Raw genomic sequence first — 14,716 nt, 5'->3', positions numbered from 1 at the left:
CGGGGGCAATATAAAAACGCCTTGCGGCGCTGCAGATAACACTATTCTTGGATAAAAAACTCCAGTCCACTGTCAATCAGGATATTGCGTACACCCGGCTGCAAGCTTGTTGGGACCTCGCTAAACTTGGTTTTGTCCAAAATCACACGGTGAGCAAAAAACATCGCCATCATATCGCTCCACCTCCTTTCCAGAGTATCCAGTAAAGGAAACGGCGTATCACTGGTAAACCTGTTTTACCATCTCGGCGATTACGTCCTCGACAAAATCGGCCCTCTCGGATAATGCGGCATTTTGGACTTTCAATAAGATGTTTTCTTGTCTGAGTTCGTCGACTTCTATTGACAACGGTTTTCGAAATGTAGGCGGTTCCTCCGGGTCATTTAGATCTGGATACAAAAACTGAATCTCTCCTGTACCCGGGTTTACGCGATAACCGTTACATGCAGCAAATTCTTCGGCATATTGGCCGTGCTCAAGTTGCACAACACCGATGGTGTTGGGATTATAATCTGCCAGTTTTGAATAGGACGCGAAATCTTGTTCTTTTGTCGATTCGATCACATGTCCAGTCATTTCCCCACGGGTAAAGACTACGTTCCCTGTGGATGGTTGATAGTATAATTTTCTTCCGAGCTCATTCATTCTATCGCCGCCCCTAAAATAATCATGTTATATTCCGATTGCATCCCATTTTCCTATTGATGCGGATATATTATTAGTAGATGATGATGTCCGTGTTTGAACATTTATTTTAAATCCGTTCAGATACCATGATACTGTTGGGTTGATTTCTATACTGGTTGATCCGTCGCGTCCCGTAGTGACTATAGCTGAGATATTATAGTTACTTTCCCCTTTTACAAAATACATTGCCCCACCTATTTGGGCTGATCTGTTCTCGTTCCCCTGATGGCCATCATTGTAATAAAAACTACCATTACACCTAATGATGATTATTAATGGCTCAAAGTCTAAATTGGCTATTTCCACGACGGATGCAGCTCCATTCCCGGATGCTCGTTTTAACCCCGTGCTGATCTGATCAATTTTAGCAGCCAATGTATTAAATGGATCGGCCATAGATGCTGTAACACCTTTTGAATTGATAGCGTTCACGAAAGGCTGCTTACTAAGTGTTCCTGTAAATTCACCAGTGTCATTAGTAAAAGTAAAGCCCGCCTCAACCTGATCAGGATGTACGTTTCCACTCCCCCCTTCACCCAGTAAGATAAAAGCCGATCCATCCCAAAACAGCGTATAGACACTGGCGTATAGTTTGGCATTACTTCCGTTTGCCTTTTTAATAGGAGTAGCTGTACCGTTATTGATTTTGAGTGTCGGAGAAGTAGCACTTGCCGCGTTAAATGTAATTGTGAATTTTTGATTTACACCGATTGACGCATTGGTTGTTATGCTATAGTTGTCTCCACTATTAGTGGTCGTGCCAAGGTGAGGTACAAGACTTTTAATTGTCGATGCATCCAGCTCCTGTAATGTAATACCTTTTGCCATTGTTGTTCATCTCCTTGTTTATGGCGTTATATACCCCTGGGCCATCCAGGGGCATAAAGAAGACACGCTCTTATACAGCGTGCCGTTTATATAATATTTCCGTTGCTATCCATACCACCGATCTCCAACGCCTCTCGCGTACCTTATCGCGGCTTGCTGATGGTACATCATTAATCGTAATCACGCCTTTGTGGATCATCATCACGTATACAGCCAGCATAGTCTCACCCCCTTTGAGGAGAGCTACCGACCAGACTATAAGCATACAGGCGAGCTTTATGCTTGATCCAAGGCATGACGTACGTCCTCCCTACTTGATTCCGGCACATCTTCAATAGCGATTATGCCTTTCTGTATCATCTTAACGTATACACCAATCATTTTGGTTCGCCTCCTGTCAGACCGAGGATCATTATATGCAGTTCCATGAGGGCAATTTGATTAATTGTGCTTTCCTCGGCTAATTGATCGTTGCGTGACTCAGAATCTGCTAGACGTTGTTTTAAATGTTCCACCTCTTCAGACAATGGCTGTCTAGGCTCTTCAGGCTCCAATTCATCTGGATACTGAAACAAGGGAACCAGCCGATCTAAGTCCACGCCATAAATTACGCCGCCTGATACGTAATCATCTCGATACTGGCCATACTCTAGTTGAATCATACCAACACTATCAGGATTTCGATCAGACAAGCTAAGGTATGATTCTAAATCCTGTTCAATTGTAGTTTCTACGCCTACGGATCTTTCTCCAACCACTTGAATTAAATTACCCGTGACTTTCTCGTAATAAATCCTTGATCCGATCTTCAAAAATAACACCCCCTCTATGCAAATGCATGCCATACATACGTCGTGTTGTACTGTGCTGCTAATCTAAACCCTGTTTCTGTGATATAAGATGCCGTCCCATCCACTCTATAATTCGAACCTGTGTCTGACATGTCGTACATTTCCCAACCGTCAAACGTGTATCCGAGAGGTCCTAAATATACTATCAAGTTTGTTATTTGATTAATATTTGTTCTATCTGGGCTAAATAGCGCAAGAATTTTCGGCTTAAAACTCAGCTGACACTTGTACTGGGTAATGGGGATAAGAAGAAGGTACTCCTCGAGCAGTTATAAACTCGGCGGATGTCATGGCTGACTGTGTAATTCCAGTGGCGTAAAGTTCAGGTTTCAATGCGCCTATTACACCGAATATTTCCATCCCTTCACGGATATTCGCTGCCACTAAGTCTGGATCACCAAGAACTGTAAGCGCCGATGAATAATAACCGGCTTCTTTGGTCTGATTGGTTGTTCCAGGCGTTATGGTGCCACCTACACCTCGGTTCGGTATAGATCCTATCAGGTTATTTCCGGTAGCATTACTAAATGTCTTCCCTGCTAGTACGTCTGCCGCCGTCGCATTACCTGTGGCCCGGATCACCGCCGATATCTTAGGTATGATCTGCGCCCATGTCTCGCTTGTGGATGCCGGTACTCCGATGGCAACAAGCGCGGCAACCACTTCCGCTTTCCGCTCATTGCCAGCTTGAAAAGCCTCGTCAATCTGACCTTGCAATCCATTAACTCGATTAATAGGTACGCTATCCACCGCCAGCACTGCACCATTGATTGCGCCCCCTTCGCCGAGTGGAACATTTTTAAGAACGACCATCGTCACCTCAGACGTTGAGGACACGCCGGAAAGAAGAGTGATCTTCGCTCGTTGCGTAACTTCACCGTCTCCGCTTCGGATAGTATTGGTCACCGTGTATTGGGTCGGGTCCAGAACCGCCCGGTTAATCGAAACCAGCAATGTATCCGTATTAACATCGAATAAATCAAGCGGAATCTCAAATACCGTTTGATTGTCGCTAGTAGCTATGATCTTCAGCGGGTAGCTGACTAGTTTGGGGATGCCTGTCTCAGTGACCAGGTTGATTTGCTGATCCGTGTAAGATTTAGATTGCAGGGCGGCGTCTTTGATTGCTTTTGGTGTCGCAGCTTTGTCCTCGGCTGAGCTATCCGTTGCACTGGAGAGCTGGACGATACCCGCCTTCGTCAAAGATGCGAGAGGGATATCCACGACTACGTTTTCTAATTCTTCTCTTACTTCTCCTATAACTTCATCAAGCTTATCCCAGTTGTCGTTAAGTACGACATCAACGTTAAACGTATCATTGCCGTCTGTGTCTCCATCGACTTTGAATAAATTCAAATTCGGTGTTTGTTTTGGCATGGTTACAATCCTCCCGTTCTTCTGAATGCCAACATACTAAAAGGTAATTCTTTCAGTTGATTGAATGTCATCACATTATTGATGTCTCGAATGAGTAGAAATCTAAAGTCATAAACCAATGACAGATGTGCTGGTTTGATATCATCTAAAGCTTTCTTCAGATCATCAATGTTAACGGGAACACCTAGGGTATCAATAAAGGTGATGATAATTCGGTATCGTGCTGGCTCGACTGAGACATTCACTTGCCCGCCGTCATATGCTTGCGCTACGCTTTTCAATAAGTTGCCGGATACCTTTCCATTGCCGCGCATCTTGGAGATGATGACGGACCGCCGTTGCTCAATGGGCTTCCCGGCTTCAGGTGTAATGTGTAGATCTTTTTCATACCTGTTGAGGGTCCATGTAGCCAAATCAGGATAGGACTGCATTAGTAATTCCTCAATCCTCCCCATCAACTTTTCGACTTCAACACCTTCTGAACTTAGTAGTTCCTCCATCTCTAGTACACCGTCATAGTAGTCGGGCAGATATTCCTTTAGAAGCTCACTCATGTCACTGTCACCGCCCCAAGCACCGCGACGCCATCCATGCCAATCTCAATATTCTTAGCCTCACCAATTACCAGTAGATCCGAGTAATCGATCACCGGTGGGATCCCGAGGATAATGCCCTGAATGCGCGTGTACCGCACCAGCGGATCCGTGAAGGCCAAGTCTCGGAAGTACTCCGCAGCTCCCAACTCCAACTGCTCCTGCACGTCTTGCAACGTGGCTCCTGTAGCCAGCGTCACCTTGACTGAGATATCAATCGGGATCTCCATAGCGCCCACCACGGTCGTCACGGAGCCGATAGGCGCCGTACCTTCCCCCATGCCATCCTGTGTCGGATCGATGTATGCTTGAGCTGCTTCCACAACCGTCTGTAACGGGGAACGCATGTCATTATCCAACAACACCACTTTCACCGTCCCTGGACCATCCCACTCCGGGAACGCTCTCGCCCGACCTACGCCTGTAATTTCCCTTGCCCATAACTCATATTGATATCGATTGCCTGACGTGATGGGCCGAGATACCTTTTCTTGATACCTTTCATACAGAACAGGGTCCTCTTCTGTATCCTCACCAGGAGTCAACAGCTCGGTCAGCTCTCCACGTCCAAGACCCGGTATATAGTTAATGGGCAGCAGTGGACCGAAATACCGATTCCCTTCTGCACCAGCCATTTCACAATCCACACGGAAGTTTCCGAGAGTCAAGCGATCTGTTGCAACATAGTTAAGTTCTCCTAGGGAAAAGCGACTACCGATTGGGACATCCATCAATTCATTGGAGGCGTTGTAAAACACACCTCTTAGCTGCGCTTTACTGGCCTGCTTCCGTTTCACATCTGCCCAGGCAATCGCCCGGTCAAGATACTCGCCTGATGCGGTATCCGGGAAACGTTGATTTGCATTTAATTGCAGCTCCACATAAATCTGAGCCAACTCCGCAGCCGCAGGTGCCAACGCATCATAAATGATACTGCCCTCTCGTTTGTCCATGCCATCTGGTATTCGATCCAGCATTCGCTCGAGAATCGCTTCATACGTCTGTTCCTCAACCATCCTTCCTCACCTCCTTCGCCATATGAAAAGCGCCATACATACTTCGGACTGTGAATTCGGCCATGGCCTGCTCACCCGAAAAGGTAATGTTCATCTCATCCACCGACATAATCCGGTCATCCTGTAGCAGTGCTTCCTTAATGTGCCGCTCGATCTCAGCATACGCCCATAGCGGGTCGCGCCCGATGACGGAGTCCAGTTCCTGGCCATAGTTGCTACTGTAGATCAAATGCGCAAAACGGCGAGTTTGAAGTATTTTGACAACCGCCTGCTTCACCGCTTCAAGACCGTCGATGTGACCGGATATCGTCCCCTTCTCCAGATCCAAACGATACGTCAAGCTAGGCTGCTCCAATGTCTCGACCATCTCACGCTCTGGCTCAATCGTTCCTCCCTGCGGAATCATGATGCTTCACCAACCGATCCAGCACAAGGTACGTCTGTCCACCCTGGTAACGAATGAGCAGCACAGTATCTCCGATCGCAAGTCCTTTGCGAATGATATACTCTTCACCGCTGATTGTGAGCTTGTATTCCGTCATCGATTCCCCCACAACCAAAAAATCCTCCGTCAGGCTAAAACGCTGATCCACGTTTACCTCCAGAGGATGAACCGATGTGACTGTGCCATACTGCACCGCCACCGGGTTGGTACTTCCCACGGCGCTGAGACTAGCTTTTTTGATAATATCCAGCATCTATTTGCTTACACCACCTTCATATTCAGCGACATCGTATGCGTTCCGCCTCCGAACTTATGCTTGCACTCATCGATCAGATATGGCTTCAAGCCTTCTTCGGGCAGGTTGACGTAGATCGTATGTCCCGCACGGACGCGCAGATCACCGATCGCCTCGATCGAGAGCGTCTGCTGTTCCTTATTCTTCAACTCCAATAAGTTCTGGGCAAGCTGCTTCAATTGAGCCGGGTTCATGTTCTCATCTGCGACCTCATACAGTTGAAGCAAGCCCCACTGCGCGATGTTCTGCCCATGCTGATACATATACACGTCCCGCTTCCCCGTCTGCTTATTGTCGCGCACAACTTTAATGCGGTTGTACGTATCGTTGTCGATGCTTTTTTTATATGAAAAATCCGTCATTAGGCTGTCTTCTCCCACAGCAAGCATCAGCAGCATATCATTCATATTGGTCAACGTCAGTTCACCGAACTTGTCATAAAACATATAATACTGCTTGGTTGCGATTAGCGTGGAATCCAGCGCTTTGCAGATGATATCGATCAGTTTTTTGTCTGCTTCCAGCATGGCAGGGATCGTATGCCCCGTATTGGCCAGCGTCCCTGTCTTCAAATTGAAATCCTTCGCAATCTTGCGTATGATGTCCTCCACCTTAGTATTCGTGAACCGGTAGGTTTCGTTGCTGGACAAATAGCGCAGTTGGTCATACGCCATGAGCTTCACTTGGCCGTCCATCCCCCATTCTTTGGAGAAAACATAGCCGTAAAACAGATTCTGGTCATCCTTGCGAAAACGCACAATATCGCCATTCTCCACTGCGAATGCCTTGCTCTGCGCAAGTCCGTCGTTCACATAGTTGATATCCAGACTCGCTGGCTTCGCCTGACGGCTGGTGGTCCACGTAATATCAGTGACGATCTGACCCAGATCCCACACACTCCCATTCTTGCGGTCGATCATTAGTTCGATCATGCAGCCACCTCCTTAGGGAATCTTGAGAACTCGGCCGATGGTTAGCTTCCTAACTTCATGGTCCTTGATTCCATTTAGTTTTTGAATCTCTGCATGGCGCGAACCGCTGCCGAGGAGCTTCTGGGCGATGCCCCACAACGTGTCGCCTTTAGCCACGGTATAGGAAGTCGGCTTCTTCCGATCATCCGGCCGGTCTTTAGTCTTCACGACGGCTGCCGGCTTGTCTTTGACCGGAACCACTTTCCGTGCTCCGTAGAACACATAGCGCTTGAGCGTAATGGAGAACTCCACATCCTCCGGTGATCCTGACATCGTATTCCAGTTGAAGCTTTCAATCGAGGCCGCCATGTTAATACCAAAAGACTTCATATTCTCCTTACCGCTCAGCGGATCAGGGACAAGCCCTGTCATCACAAAACGCACCGGTCTGCGAGTCTCCATCCAACCCTTAATGGTGTTGACGTAATCCATCGGCAGCATCAATTCCCCGTCAGACCCCAGATGTACGAATGGATAAACCCGACCTGGAAAAAAGCTTTCAAATGATATTTCCGTCAGTTTCGGTGCCAGAATGGCATTAATCTCGCCAAGTCCCGCTACCGTATAGGATTTTCCCTCACCGCTATCCTTAACATCAATCCGCTCTGGATTGACCGGAAATCGAAAAACCTCCTCTTGATTATTGAAGCTCAGGAATAAGCCATAGTCGCTCATGCTACAAATACACCCCCTCGGCACTCGACACAAACTGCTCCTCCAGCGTCCGGTTAATTCTCGACATGATCGTATCCAGATCGGCCCCAGAGTTAATATCCCCTGTCGTCATCTGTACCGTCGGCGTCAGGGTGATCATATTACTGATCGCTTGCACCTCTGCCAAATCCCGCATCACCTTTAAATCCTCGCTCGCCACATCCACGGAGCTGTCCACCTTGCCAATGGAATCGATCTTGCCGCCCGCAGGCGTGACGGGAATCGGAGCGGTTGGCGGAATTGGGCCGGATTTCGGATAGGAGACGTCGAGGCCGGTTTTGCCGATATTCCAATCTTTTAACAAGTCTTCGTTGGCGTTCTTATCGGCTTCGGGAAGAAACTGACTTTTAAACTTGTCCATGGAAAAGTCTTCGATAAAGTCCTTTCCTTTGTTCTTGAAATCCGTAAAATCTGCTTTATATTCGATCTCTGCCATCTGCTTGGTATCTACGCCAAGAATCTTGCCAAAGAAACCTGCTACCGCATTGACCCCCTTAATAATGCCATTGATGACTGAAATAACAGCGTTAGCTGTACCCTGAGCTAGATCGACAATGAAACCAAATACGTTGCTAAATATCTGTTTCAAGCCCATCGTCCTCGCTTGCCAAGCTGCAAAGGCTGCGATAATAGCGATGACTGCAGAAACCACTAGCATGATCGGATTGGCTCTCATCACCATATTCAAGATTCTCATGGCTCCAGCCTGAAGATTCGTTGCGGCTGTTAAGATGTTTGTTTTCATGGCTGCCATCCATTGTGCTGTTGCATACCCTAAGGCGACCAATTTGCCGGTAATAAAACCAATATTAAGCATCCCTAAGAGGACAGCTGCAAATACGATGATAGGCAAGAATCCCATAAAGATATTCATAATGTTCCAAATCGCCGTCCCCACACCAGATACCGCAACCTTTATCAATTCCCAAGCAGGTGGCACCAGTTCAGCAATCCACGTAAAGGCTTGGGCCAGAACCGACAAGCCGATCGTTAATGCATCAATAAAAGGTTGAAACGATCCCGATTCGAATGCGTTGATTAGCATATCCAACACGGGTATAAGGGCCGCCAATGCCCCTGCCCCCATCTGACTATAAGAGTCCTCCATATAACCCATGATCTTCTGCCATTTGTTTACGGGTGAATCCAGCATCGAATCCATGGCTTCCTGGGTCATGCCTGATTTTTGTAATAAGCTGTCCATAGAATTCAGAAAATCAGCAAAATTCCCCTTGGATGCCACAAGTTCTTGATTAAATGCTTGAATGTTGGATTCTGGGATATGAAATTCCTTCACCAATGCCGAAGTATCCCCTTCCATAGCGCTCATGATGGCAGAAGTAGCATCTGTCGAACTTTTGCCTGACGTCAGCACACTCATGCGGTCTGCGAAGCTGTTCAGCTGTGATATCTGATCCGAGTTTTGGGTTACTTTCATCAAAGAGAGTGCATTTTCAAGAGATTGACTAACATCTGCTCCGGCTCTCAACGCCTCTTCTCTGAACGTCTGAAACATCGCAGCACCTACATTCGGGTTACCGATCTTGATCTCGAATGTGTCCTGAAATAATTGCCCTTTTGCAGCCGGAACTACCGTAAGTTTGACGATAGCTTCCATCTCCTTGAATGCCACCTGAGTCATTTTTTGCATCTGTGACAATGCATCCTTCACACTCGCCATTCCTTCACCCCCTTCTTCTACAACTTATCTCTTCCTCCGCACACGCTCGCGCTTCTCCTTCTCCACTCGGATTGAAATCATGGCATAGATGGCGGCCCGTTCCCGGACCGTCATCGCATGAGTTGGTGAGGAAGAATATGCAGTTCGTGGAGGGCGTAGTACGCATAGTTCGCGTCACCGTCGCCTCATGGATTAGTTTTTTACGTCGTCCACCAGATCGTTCATATCGCGGTCAAAGCCGTTGAGAGCCTGCACCCGCTCGCCGAGCGCGGCGAATTCGCCGGGCAGCAGCATTTTGCGCAGCAGGGATTCGGCACCGAGCACGTTGTAGGATTTTTGCAGATCACTGTTCTTCAAATCCGGATAGATGACGCTGGAAATCATCAGCTTCGCCATGTAGTCATTCGGATCGATTTCGGGTGTGAAGACACCGTTCTTGCCTTTGACCTTGCGCGTCGCCGCTTTGCGACACTCCTGATTCTCTTCCTCTGTGATACTGCGCAGCTTCCAAGGTACTGGGCTCCCTTCAGCGTCCTTAAAACGAACAGAGACCACGAATTCCTCCGTGATCTCCGCAGATGATTGTCCAGCAAAAAACATACTAAAATCGCTCATATTCCTTCATCCTCCAACTTGTTAAAAGTATTAGACCAATGGATTAAACGGCGTCTCGATCCGCACATTTTCAAACGTGAACGCCACTTCTTCCTCCAGCGCCTCCGCTTCGGTATCGAGGGAAGCCATGATCACACTATCCAGGTTGACCCCTTCCAGAATCACCGTCTGACGTCCCGTCGACGAACCCGGATCCTCATTACGCACTTCGATCATGAAGTAGGCGTCTTTGCCGGTCTGAATGTACTCCAACATCAACTCGCGGAAGAGCGAGGTCACGTAATAGATCGTCATCGTGCCACTGCCTTTCCAGCCAATGGCTTTGTGCTGCACGGCGCGCTGGCCCATCGTTTTCAGCTCGGCTTTCTCTTTTTCCACCGTGGCTTCCAACGTTTTAATGTAGAACATCTCCTCCATACGCTCGCCGATCTTGACGAATGCCTTGCCCTCTTGTCCAGAAATCGTATCGTTTGCCCGCAAAAATGCCATCTTAGACCACCTTCACTTTCATGTATACTTTTTCAATGGCATCCACGGGTTGAACTTTGATGTCTACGAATAGCACATCGCCCTCATTGCCCGGTGTCACCACAATATCCTCGTTTGCATTGAAATTCTGAATCGCCCCCATATTCTGCAAGGAAGCAAAATACGCAGCACATTCCGCCCAGAATAGCGTTCGACCATCCACGTTGTTGTCTACTTTTCCAATATAGGATTTTTCAAAAATCAATTTCAGATCATTCGCAATGCCATCCAGCACGCGGACTACACGGTTTTTGGAAAAATGGCGCTGTTTCGCCGGCTCAATCGAAGTAAAGCTGTTAATATCCTGCTCGACCACGGCTTTGCCGCCGCTGTAGCTGAACAAGAATTCGCCCTTCACGAGCGCTGCTTCAATCTCCGTATGGCTCAGGCGAACATCGGTATCCACCGCTTCGTCGTAAGCTGCATACGTCAAGGATTCGTTGACCGCTGCCGCTGCTGTAGCACCTGTGACCCAAGCAACTGCTTTTGTTTTATCCACAACTGTGCCATCGGTGAGAATAACGCCATTTTTCACGCTAATAATGCCTTCATAATCTGCCGCAGGGTAGTCAGGCAACACGGCTTGAATCTTCTTGCCTTCCTGTTCACGCAGACGCTTGACGAAAGCGGTGTACAGGGACTTAAGCGTTGGGTCAGCAGACAACAGGCCGACGGTCTGGAAGTCTTGGACCTCAAGCGCGGCAAGGAAATCCACATGTTCCTGATTCGTCACCGTGCCGTTCGCGCCATCCGTCAGAGCAAAGCCAGCCGTTGCCGTGAGATCACCGGAATCCGGTGCGAAGGTTACGTACAGGTTTGGTTGCAATTCTGCTGCACTAGCTACAAGCTGCTTGTCTACGGCTTTGCCGCTAAGCAAGGTGCTGACCACGAACTTGCCGGGATCATCCACGGCTTTCTCAATGACGATCTGGATGTCGTTGCCGCGTTCACCGCCATAGCGTGCGGTTACTTGAAGTCCAGCAACGGAACCCGCTGCCTGCACACCGCTGTTCAAGCGGTACAACAGAAGCGTGCCTGCTCGTTTGAGCACTTCTTTGACGGTGAGCAGCTGCGGAGCTGTGATATCATATCCCAGCACTTCGACCAAGTTGGTTCCTGGTTGGATCGTCTGGATCTTATGAGGCTCCCCCCATGGCAGGGACAAACCCAGCGCCGCGATCCCCCTTTCACCTAGACGTCCGAGCGGCCGCTCCTGTGATGAGATTTGCGTGTATACGCCTGGTCTTACTTTGTTAGGGGTTGTCCATGTTCCTCCGGCCATTTAAATGACCTCCTTTTTCAAAAATGTCGTAATCTGCTCTTTCGCTTGCTGGATCGTGTATGTCTTGCCCTCTTCAAGAATGGCGCTCAGCACATCCTTCTCGCGATTACTGAATTGATGGGACTGTGCCAGTTGGTGCTTGTTAAATGCAGGTGCTGTCTCTTTTTTACTCATTTCAATCCGCCTCCCTGTTTCAATGTTTGCATCTTGGTTCCTGTTTCGACCTGATCGGTTGTCAACTGAATGGCGTACTCTGCGCGAAAAAATCCTTCCTCCGACTCCGCTTCCGGTCGTTGCCACGCCACGGACGAAGCTCGGCACAACCTGTCGTTGACTTCGAGGGAAGTCAGGGTCTCCAGCATCTGGTCCATGATCGCGGACACTGGCTGCATGCCTGGCCCCGTGACGTAAAAGATCCGGAAATGAAAACGAGCCGCATAGCGGCTCTTCGAGAGAGGAACGAGCTCGGCAAGCGCCAGCTCTGTCCGGAAGTATGGGGATTGGGGTGATTGTGTACCGTCCTCTCGGAAAATGAGTGGGATGTCTGGGAACCAAGTTGTGAGTTTGGTTACCAGGGCGGTGCGTGTTGGGTGGGTGGGCATGGGTGGGCCTCCTTTCAACTTATATTTCACGCCATGTAAAAGAACCATCGCTTAATCGCTTGCAAATGAATATCTTGTCCTCTTCGCCATTACCGTCTTGCCTAACAATCATTCCTCTAGTTTCCCAAGAAGCCGGAGGAAGTGATGGCTGTGCTATTAACTGAACGCCCGAAGCCTGTAACCCCACCACTTCCATTTTGGAGGCTGCTAACACTTCAGAGCCATAAGGCAGTTCCGTAGCCAATCCAGGTACTACATACATCGCCAAGATATCGATATCAATCGCCTGATAAACTACGATATCTACAATTTCCGTTTGTTTTGCCTTAAAGGTTTGGGTTTGAGTAAATTGCTGATCTCCGCTTGGTGTTCTCACCACAAAATCATTGGTATCTCCGCCAATATCGATCCATATCTGATTAGATACCCCCGAACGGTTGCGTCCAATGAAAACGAAAGTATAGAAATCCCACTTATCCATGCTTTCCACGGTTTTCATTCGGAATCTGCATTTAGAACCGTCTGCTTTCGATTGTTTGACATTTATGCCCGACTTATAATCCAGCTGTCTCCAGGTCCATTCACCTTCAACCAAATCTATATCTTGAGGCTGTGAACCCTGTCCGACAGCAAATAGAGACGGGTTTTTTAGAATATTCGCACCTGCCGATCCGATTCTCGGAACACTTCGGCGCTCATGCTGGTCATTTGCATTCGAGTACGGGGTATAATCATAATGATTTTGAATGGAGACACAACCCACATTATCAATCCACTCCGGCCCGACCGTTGACCCTTCATGATCTACCTGCGTTCGATACGTGTTTCTTGTAATGTATATATCACGAGAATGTACGGAGTTATCATCGACCACGACAAGGTAACCCTTATTTGGATTATAGGTATCGATTGCGTAATGTGCTAGTTTTCCCCCGTCGATGATTACCCCGGAAGTATGGCCGTAAATTCCCACAAAAGCCTCGAACGTCCATTCAGCATGACAATTAAGAAGTTTAACCGAATGGCATGCATCCAACTTGATTAAAGGTTCGGTCATCAGCGCATTCGCCGCACGCGACTCGGCCGCTACCATTTCTTCTGTTCTACCGTTTGCAGGATCAGCTTCAGGGATACCCTCTTGCTCCGAACGTTCGAATGCGCAATTATCCACGGTCACAGTATCGCATCGAACCAACTCAAGATGTGGAAAATTAGCTAACGATCTTGAAAAGAAACAATTTCGGAATTCCGTGCAAAGTACGGAATCTTCCACCCTGACTCCAGTGCCCTTATACCCCCCATGTTCTTGCCAAAATCTGCAGTTTCGAAAAGAAACCATATACGAGCCATATCCGGCAGTTTCCCGATTGGGTCTCTCTGGAGTGGGCTCACCAACCAATCCCTGAATGTAGACACCATATTTTCCGTGTCCAACTGCAGTTGAACTTACTCGTTCGAACATTTGGTGGGCACCCTGAATAAGATGGATGCCACTGCCATTTCTGTGATTCATATAAAAATCTTGAAACAAGCAGGCTTCCGTCATATCATGATCGGACTCAAAAATGTAACCGATGCCATCGTAAATAAACCCGGTATCATATATTCCGTCTCCAACGAGCTTAAACCCAAATCCTTCGGTATGATAAGTATTCGGCCGTTGCTGAAAAGGTAGTTTCAACGTGCGAGTAATCTTATACTTACCGATTGGTACATAAACAGTGTTGAATTTACCCGGTTTACATAGATTCAGGGCCGCCTGCAGCGCATCTGTCGAATCTTTTATGCCCATTGGATCCGCCCCTAAAGCTAGAACATTCACACGATTTTCAACTAGACGAAAACGATCTGCCAAAAGACTGATATCTGGAATCGGATTATAGCGCGACATAAGATATACCCTCCCCATCTACAGATGCATCTAGATAGATTAAATTTGCGTTATTTACTGGAAGCGTAATTGAGTTGTCGCCTTTTAGCTTTGCACCATATGACACAGCGCTACAGCCTTGTCCACCCACATAAATGATCCCTATATTGCTTTCTTTTGCAATTATTGTTATTTCTCTACATGAAATACTAGGCAGTTGAACGACAGATCCAGCTGTCGTAATGTTAATTAAACCATGATGTAAGGAGCTAGAACCTGTCGCATTTAATTCTGCTGAAAATTGACCGGTAAACATTCCATTCAAATGATCCATTGAATATCACTCCTTAATTAAACCTAT

Annotated in this window: 21 protein-coding genes; all 21 read right to left on the bottom strand. The window is 47.7% G+C overall.

Annotated features, from left to right (window positions below; genetic code table 11):
• Positions 1 to 41 precede the first annotated feature (41 nt).
• The gene (locus tag JCM10914_RS31405; RefSeq protein ID WP_269433891.1) at positions 42 to 173 is read right to left on the bottom strand and encodes a hypothetical protein; all 132 of its coding nucleotides are present in this window, start codon (positions 171 to 173) and stop codon (positions 42 to 44) included.
• 46 nt (positions 174 to 219) lie between these two features.
• Complete coding sequence (locus tag JCM10914_RS14925; protein WP_023962322.1) at positions 220 to 645, bottom strand: hypothetical protein; 426 nt, start codon at positions 643 to 645, stop codon at positions 220 to 222.
• Positions 646 to 672: 27 nt separating this feature from the next.
• The gene (locus tag JCM10914_RS14920; protein ID WP_023962320.1) at positions 673 to 1,515 is read right to left on the bottom strand and encodes a hypothetical protein; all 843 of its coding nucleotides are present in this window, start codon (positions 1,513 to 1,515) and stop codon (positions 673 to 675) included.
• 70 nt (positions 1,516 to 1,585) lie between these two features.
• A complete protein-coding gene (locus JCM10914_RS28895) occupies positions 1,586 to 1,735 on the bottom strand; it encodes a hypothetical protein (RefSeq protein ID WP_156332322.1) in 150 nt (49 codons plus the stop codon).
• 56 nt (positions 1,736 to 1,791) lie between these two features.
• Complete coding sequence (locus JCM10914_RS31870) at positions 1,792 to 1,875, bottom strand: hypothetical protein (protein WP_370570257.1); 84 nt, start codon at positions 1,873 to 1,875, stop codon at positions 1,792 to 1,794.
• 17 nt (positions 1,876 to 1,892) lie between these two features.
• The gene (locus JCM10914_RS14915) at positions 1,893 to 2,327 is read right to left on the bottom strand and encodes a hypothetical protein (RefSeq protein ID WP_023962318.1); all 435 of its coding nucleotides are present in this window, start codon (positions 2,325 to 2,327) and stop codon (positions 1,893 to 1,895) included.
• 246 nt (positions 2,328 to 2,573) lie between these two features.
• Complete coding sequence (locus JCM10914_RS14910) at positions 2,574 to 3,743, bottom strand: phage tail protein (RefSeq protein WP_023962316.1); 1,170 nt, start codon at positions 3,741 to 3,743, stop codon at positions 2,574 to 2,576.
• A 2-nt stretch (positions 3,744 to 3,745) separates the two neighbouring features.
• Complete coding sequence (locus JCM10914_RS14905) at positions 3,746 to 4,297, bottom strand: putative phage tail protein (protein WP_023962314.1); 552 nt, start codon at positions 4,295 to 4,297, stop codon at positions 3,746 to 3,748.
• On the bottom strand, positions 4,294 to 5,352 hold the full coding sequence (locus JCM10914_RS14900; protein ID WP_023962312.1) for a baseplate J/gp47 family protein: 1,059 nt from the start codon (positions 5,350 to 5,352) through the stop codon (positions 4,294 to 4,296). Before JCM10914_RS14900 ends, JCM10914_RS14905 begins: the two co-directional genes overlap by 4 nt.
• Complete coding sequence (locus JCM10914_RS14895; RefSeq protein ID WP_023962310.1) at positions 5,345 to 5,758, bottom strand: DUF2634 domain-containing protein; 414 nt, start codon at positions 5,756 to 5,758, stop codon at positions 5,345 to 5,347. Before JCM10914_RS14895 ends, JCM10914_RS14900 begins: the two co-directional genes overlap by 8 nt.
• Entirely contained in the window at positions 5,733 to 6,050 is a 318-nt protein-coding gene (locus JCM10914_RS14890) for a DUF2577 domain-containing protein (protein ID WP_023962308.1), read from the bottom strand. Before JCM10914_RS14890 ends, JCM10914_RS14895 begins: the two co-directional genes overlap by 26 nt.
• Positions 6,051 to 6,058: 8 nt before the next feature.
• Entirely contained in the window at positions 6,059 to 7,024 is a 966-nt protein-coding gene (locus tag JCM10914_RS14885) for a hypothetical protein (protein ID WP_023962306.1), read from the bottom strand.
• Between the two features lie 12 nt (positions 7,025 to 7,036).
• Positions 7,037 to 7,738, bottom strand: a complete 702-nt coding sequence (locus tag JCM10914_RS14880; protein WP_023962304.1) for a LysM peptidoglycan-binding domain-containing protein — start codon at positions 7,736 to 7,738, stop codon at positions 7,037 to 7,039.
• Between the two features lies 1 nt (position 7,739).
• On the bottom strand, positions 7,740 to 9,458 hold the full coding sequence (locus JCM10914_RS14875; protein ID WP_023962302.1) for a hypothetical protein: 1,719 nt from the start codon (positions 9,456 to 9,458) through the stop codon (positions 7,740 to 7,742).
• 192 nt (positions 9,459 to 9,650) lie between these two features.
• Positions 9,651 to 10,073 carry a hypothetical protein gene (locus tag JCM10914_RS14870; RefSeq protein WP_023962300.1) on the bottom strand — a complete coding sequence of 141 codons (423 nt, stop codon included), beginning with the start codon at positions 10,071 to 10,073 and terminating at the stop codon, positions 9,651 to 9,653.
• Positions 10,074 to 10,103: 30 nt separating this feature from the next.
• Positions 10,104 to 10,562 (bottom strand): phage tail tube protein, encoded by a 459-nt coding sequence (locus tag JCM10914_RS14865; RefSeq protein ID WP_023962298.1) that lies wholly within the window; start codon positions 10,560 to 10,562, stop codon positions 10,104 to 10,106.
• 1 nt (position 10,563) lies between these two features.
• On the bottom strand, positions 10,564 to 11,883 hold the full coding sequence (locus JCM10914_RS14860; RefSeq protein WP_023962295.1) for a phage tail sheath family protein: 1,320 nt from the start codon (positions 11,881 to 11,883) through the stop codon (positions 10,564 to 10,566).
• Entirely contained in the window at positions 11,884 to 12,057 is a 174-nt protein-coding gene (locus JCM10914_RS29270) for a hypothetical protein (RefSeq protein WP_023962294.1), read from the bottom strand.
• The gene (locus JCM10914_RS14855) at positions 12,054 to 12,485 is read right to left on the bottom strand and encodes a DUF6838 family protein (RefSeq protein ID WP_036718383.1); all 432 of its coding nucleotides are present in this window, start codon (positions 12,483 to 12,485) and stop codon (positions 12,054 to 12,056) included. The genes JCM10914_RS29270 and JCM10914_RS14855 overlap by 4 nt, the downstream gene beginning before the upstream one ends.
• A 19-nt stretch (positions 12,486 to 12,504) precedes the next feature.
• Positions 12,505 to 14,376, bottom strand: coding sequence for a glycosyl hydrolase family 28-related protein (locus JCM10914_RS14850; RefSeq protein WP_023962290.1), 1,872 nt, complete (start codon positions 14,374 to 14,376; stop codon positions 12,505 to 12,507).
• A complete protein-coding gene (locus JCM10914_RS14845) occupies positions 14,363 to 14,689 on the bottom strand; it encodes a hypothetical protein (protein ID WP_052019812.1) in 327 nt (108 codons plus the stop codon). The genes JCM10914_RS14850 and JCM10914_RS14845 overlap by 14 nt, the downstream gene beginning before the upstream one ends.
• Positions 14,690 to 14,716 lie beyond the last annotated feature (27 nt).

The sequence above is a fragment of the Paenibacillus sp. JCM 10914 genome (assembly GCF_001315105.1).
GTDB lineage: Bacteria > Bacillota > Bacilli > Paenibacillales > Paenibacillaceae > Paenibacillus_AQ.
This window is presented reverse-complemented; position numbering and strand designations above follow the sequence as displayed.

Coding starts and splice junctions, on each gene's coding strand:
- JCM10914_RS14925 (WP_023962322.1), bottom strand. CDS start 645: ATGAATGAGCTCGGAAGAAAATTATACTATCAACCATCCACAGGGAAC.
- JCM10914_RS14895 (WP_023962310.1), bottom strand. CDS start 5,758: ATGATTCCGCAGGGAGGAACGATTGAGCCAGAGCGTGAGATGGTCGAG.
- JCM10914_RS14860 (WP_023962295.1), bottom strand. CDS start 11,883: ATGGCCGGAGGAACATGGACAACCCCTAACAAAGTAAGACCAGGCGTA.
- JCM10914_RS14855 (WP_036718383.1), bottom strand. CDS start 12,485: ATGCCCACCCACCCAACACGCACCGCCCTGGTAACCAAACTCACAACT.
- JCM10914_RS14890 (WP_023962308.1), bottom strand. CDS start 6,050: ATGCTGGATATTATCAAAAAAGCTAGTCTCAGCGCCGTGGGAAGTACC.
- JCM10914_RS14900 (WP_023962312.1), bottom strand. CDS start 5,352: ATGGTTGAGGAACAGACGTATGAAGCGATTCTCGAGCGAATGCTGGAT.
- JCM10914_RS14845 (WP_052019812.1), bottom strand. CDS start 14,689: ATGGATCATTTGAATGGAATGTTTACCGGTCAATTTTCAGCAGAATTA.
- JCM10914_RS14870 (WP_023962300.1), bottom strand. CDS start 10,073: ATGAGCGATTTTAGTATGTTTTTTGCTGGACAATCATCTGCGGAGATC.
- JCM10914_RS14885 (WP_023962306.1), bottom strand. CDS start 7,024: ATGATCGAACTAATGATCGACCGCAAGAATGGGAGTGTGTGGGATCTG.
- JCM10914_RS31870 (WP_370570257.1), bottom strand. CDS start 1,875: ATGATACAGAAAGGCATAATCGCTATTGAAGATGTGCCGGAATCAAGT.
- JCM10914_RS14850 (WP_023962290.1), bottom strand. CDS start 14,376: ATGTCGCGCTATAATCCGATTCCAGATATCAGTCTTTTGGCAGATCGT.
- JCM10914_RS14875 (WP_023962302.1), bottom strand. CDS start 9,458: ATGGCGAGTGTGAAGGATGCATTGTCACAGATGCAAAAAATGACTCAG.
- JCM10914_RS28895 (WP_156332322.1), bottom strand. CDS start 1,735: ATGCTGGCTGTATACGTGATGATGATCCACAAAGGCGTGATTACGATT.
- JCM10914_RS14865 (WP_023962298.1), bottom strand. CDS start 10,562: ATGGCATTTTTGCGGGCAAACGATACGATTTCTGGACAAGAGGGCAAG.
- JCM10914_RS14880 (WP_023962304.1), bottom strand. CDS start 7,738: ATGAGCGACTATGGCTTATTCCTGAGCTTCAATAATCAAGAGGAGGTT.
- JCM10914_RS14905 (WP_023962314.1), bottom strand. CDS start 4,297: ATGAGTGAGCTTCTAAAGGAATATCTGCCCGACTACTATGACGGTGTA.
- JCM10914_RS14920 (WP_023962320.1), bottom strand. CDS start 1,515: ATGGCAAAAGGTATTACATTACAGGAGCTGGATGCATCGACAATTAAA.
- JCM10914_RS14910 (WP_023962316.1), bottom strand. CDS start 3,743: ATGCCAAAACAAACACCGAATTTGAATTTATTCAAAGTCGATGGAGAC.
- JCM10914_RS29270 (WP_023962294.1), bottom strand. CDS start 12,057: ATGAGTAAAAAAGAGACAGCACCTGCATTTAACAAGCACCAACTGGCA.
- JCM10914_RS31405 (WP_269433891.1), bottom strand. CDS start 173: ATGATGGCGATGTTTTTTGCTCACCGTGTGATTTTGGACAAAACCAAG.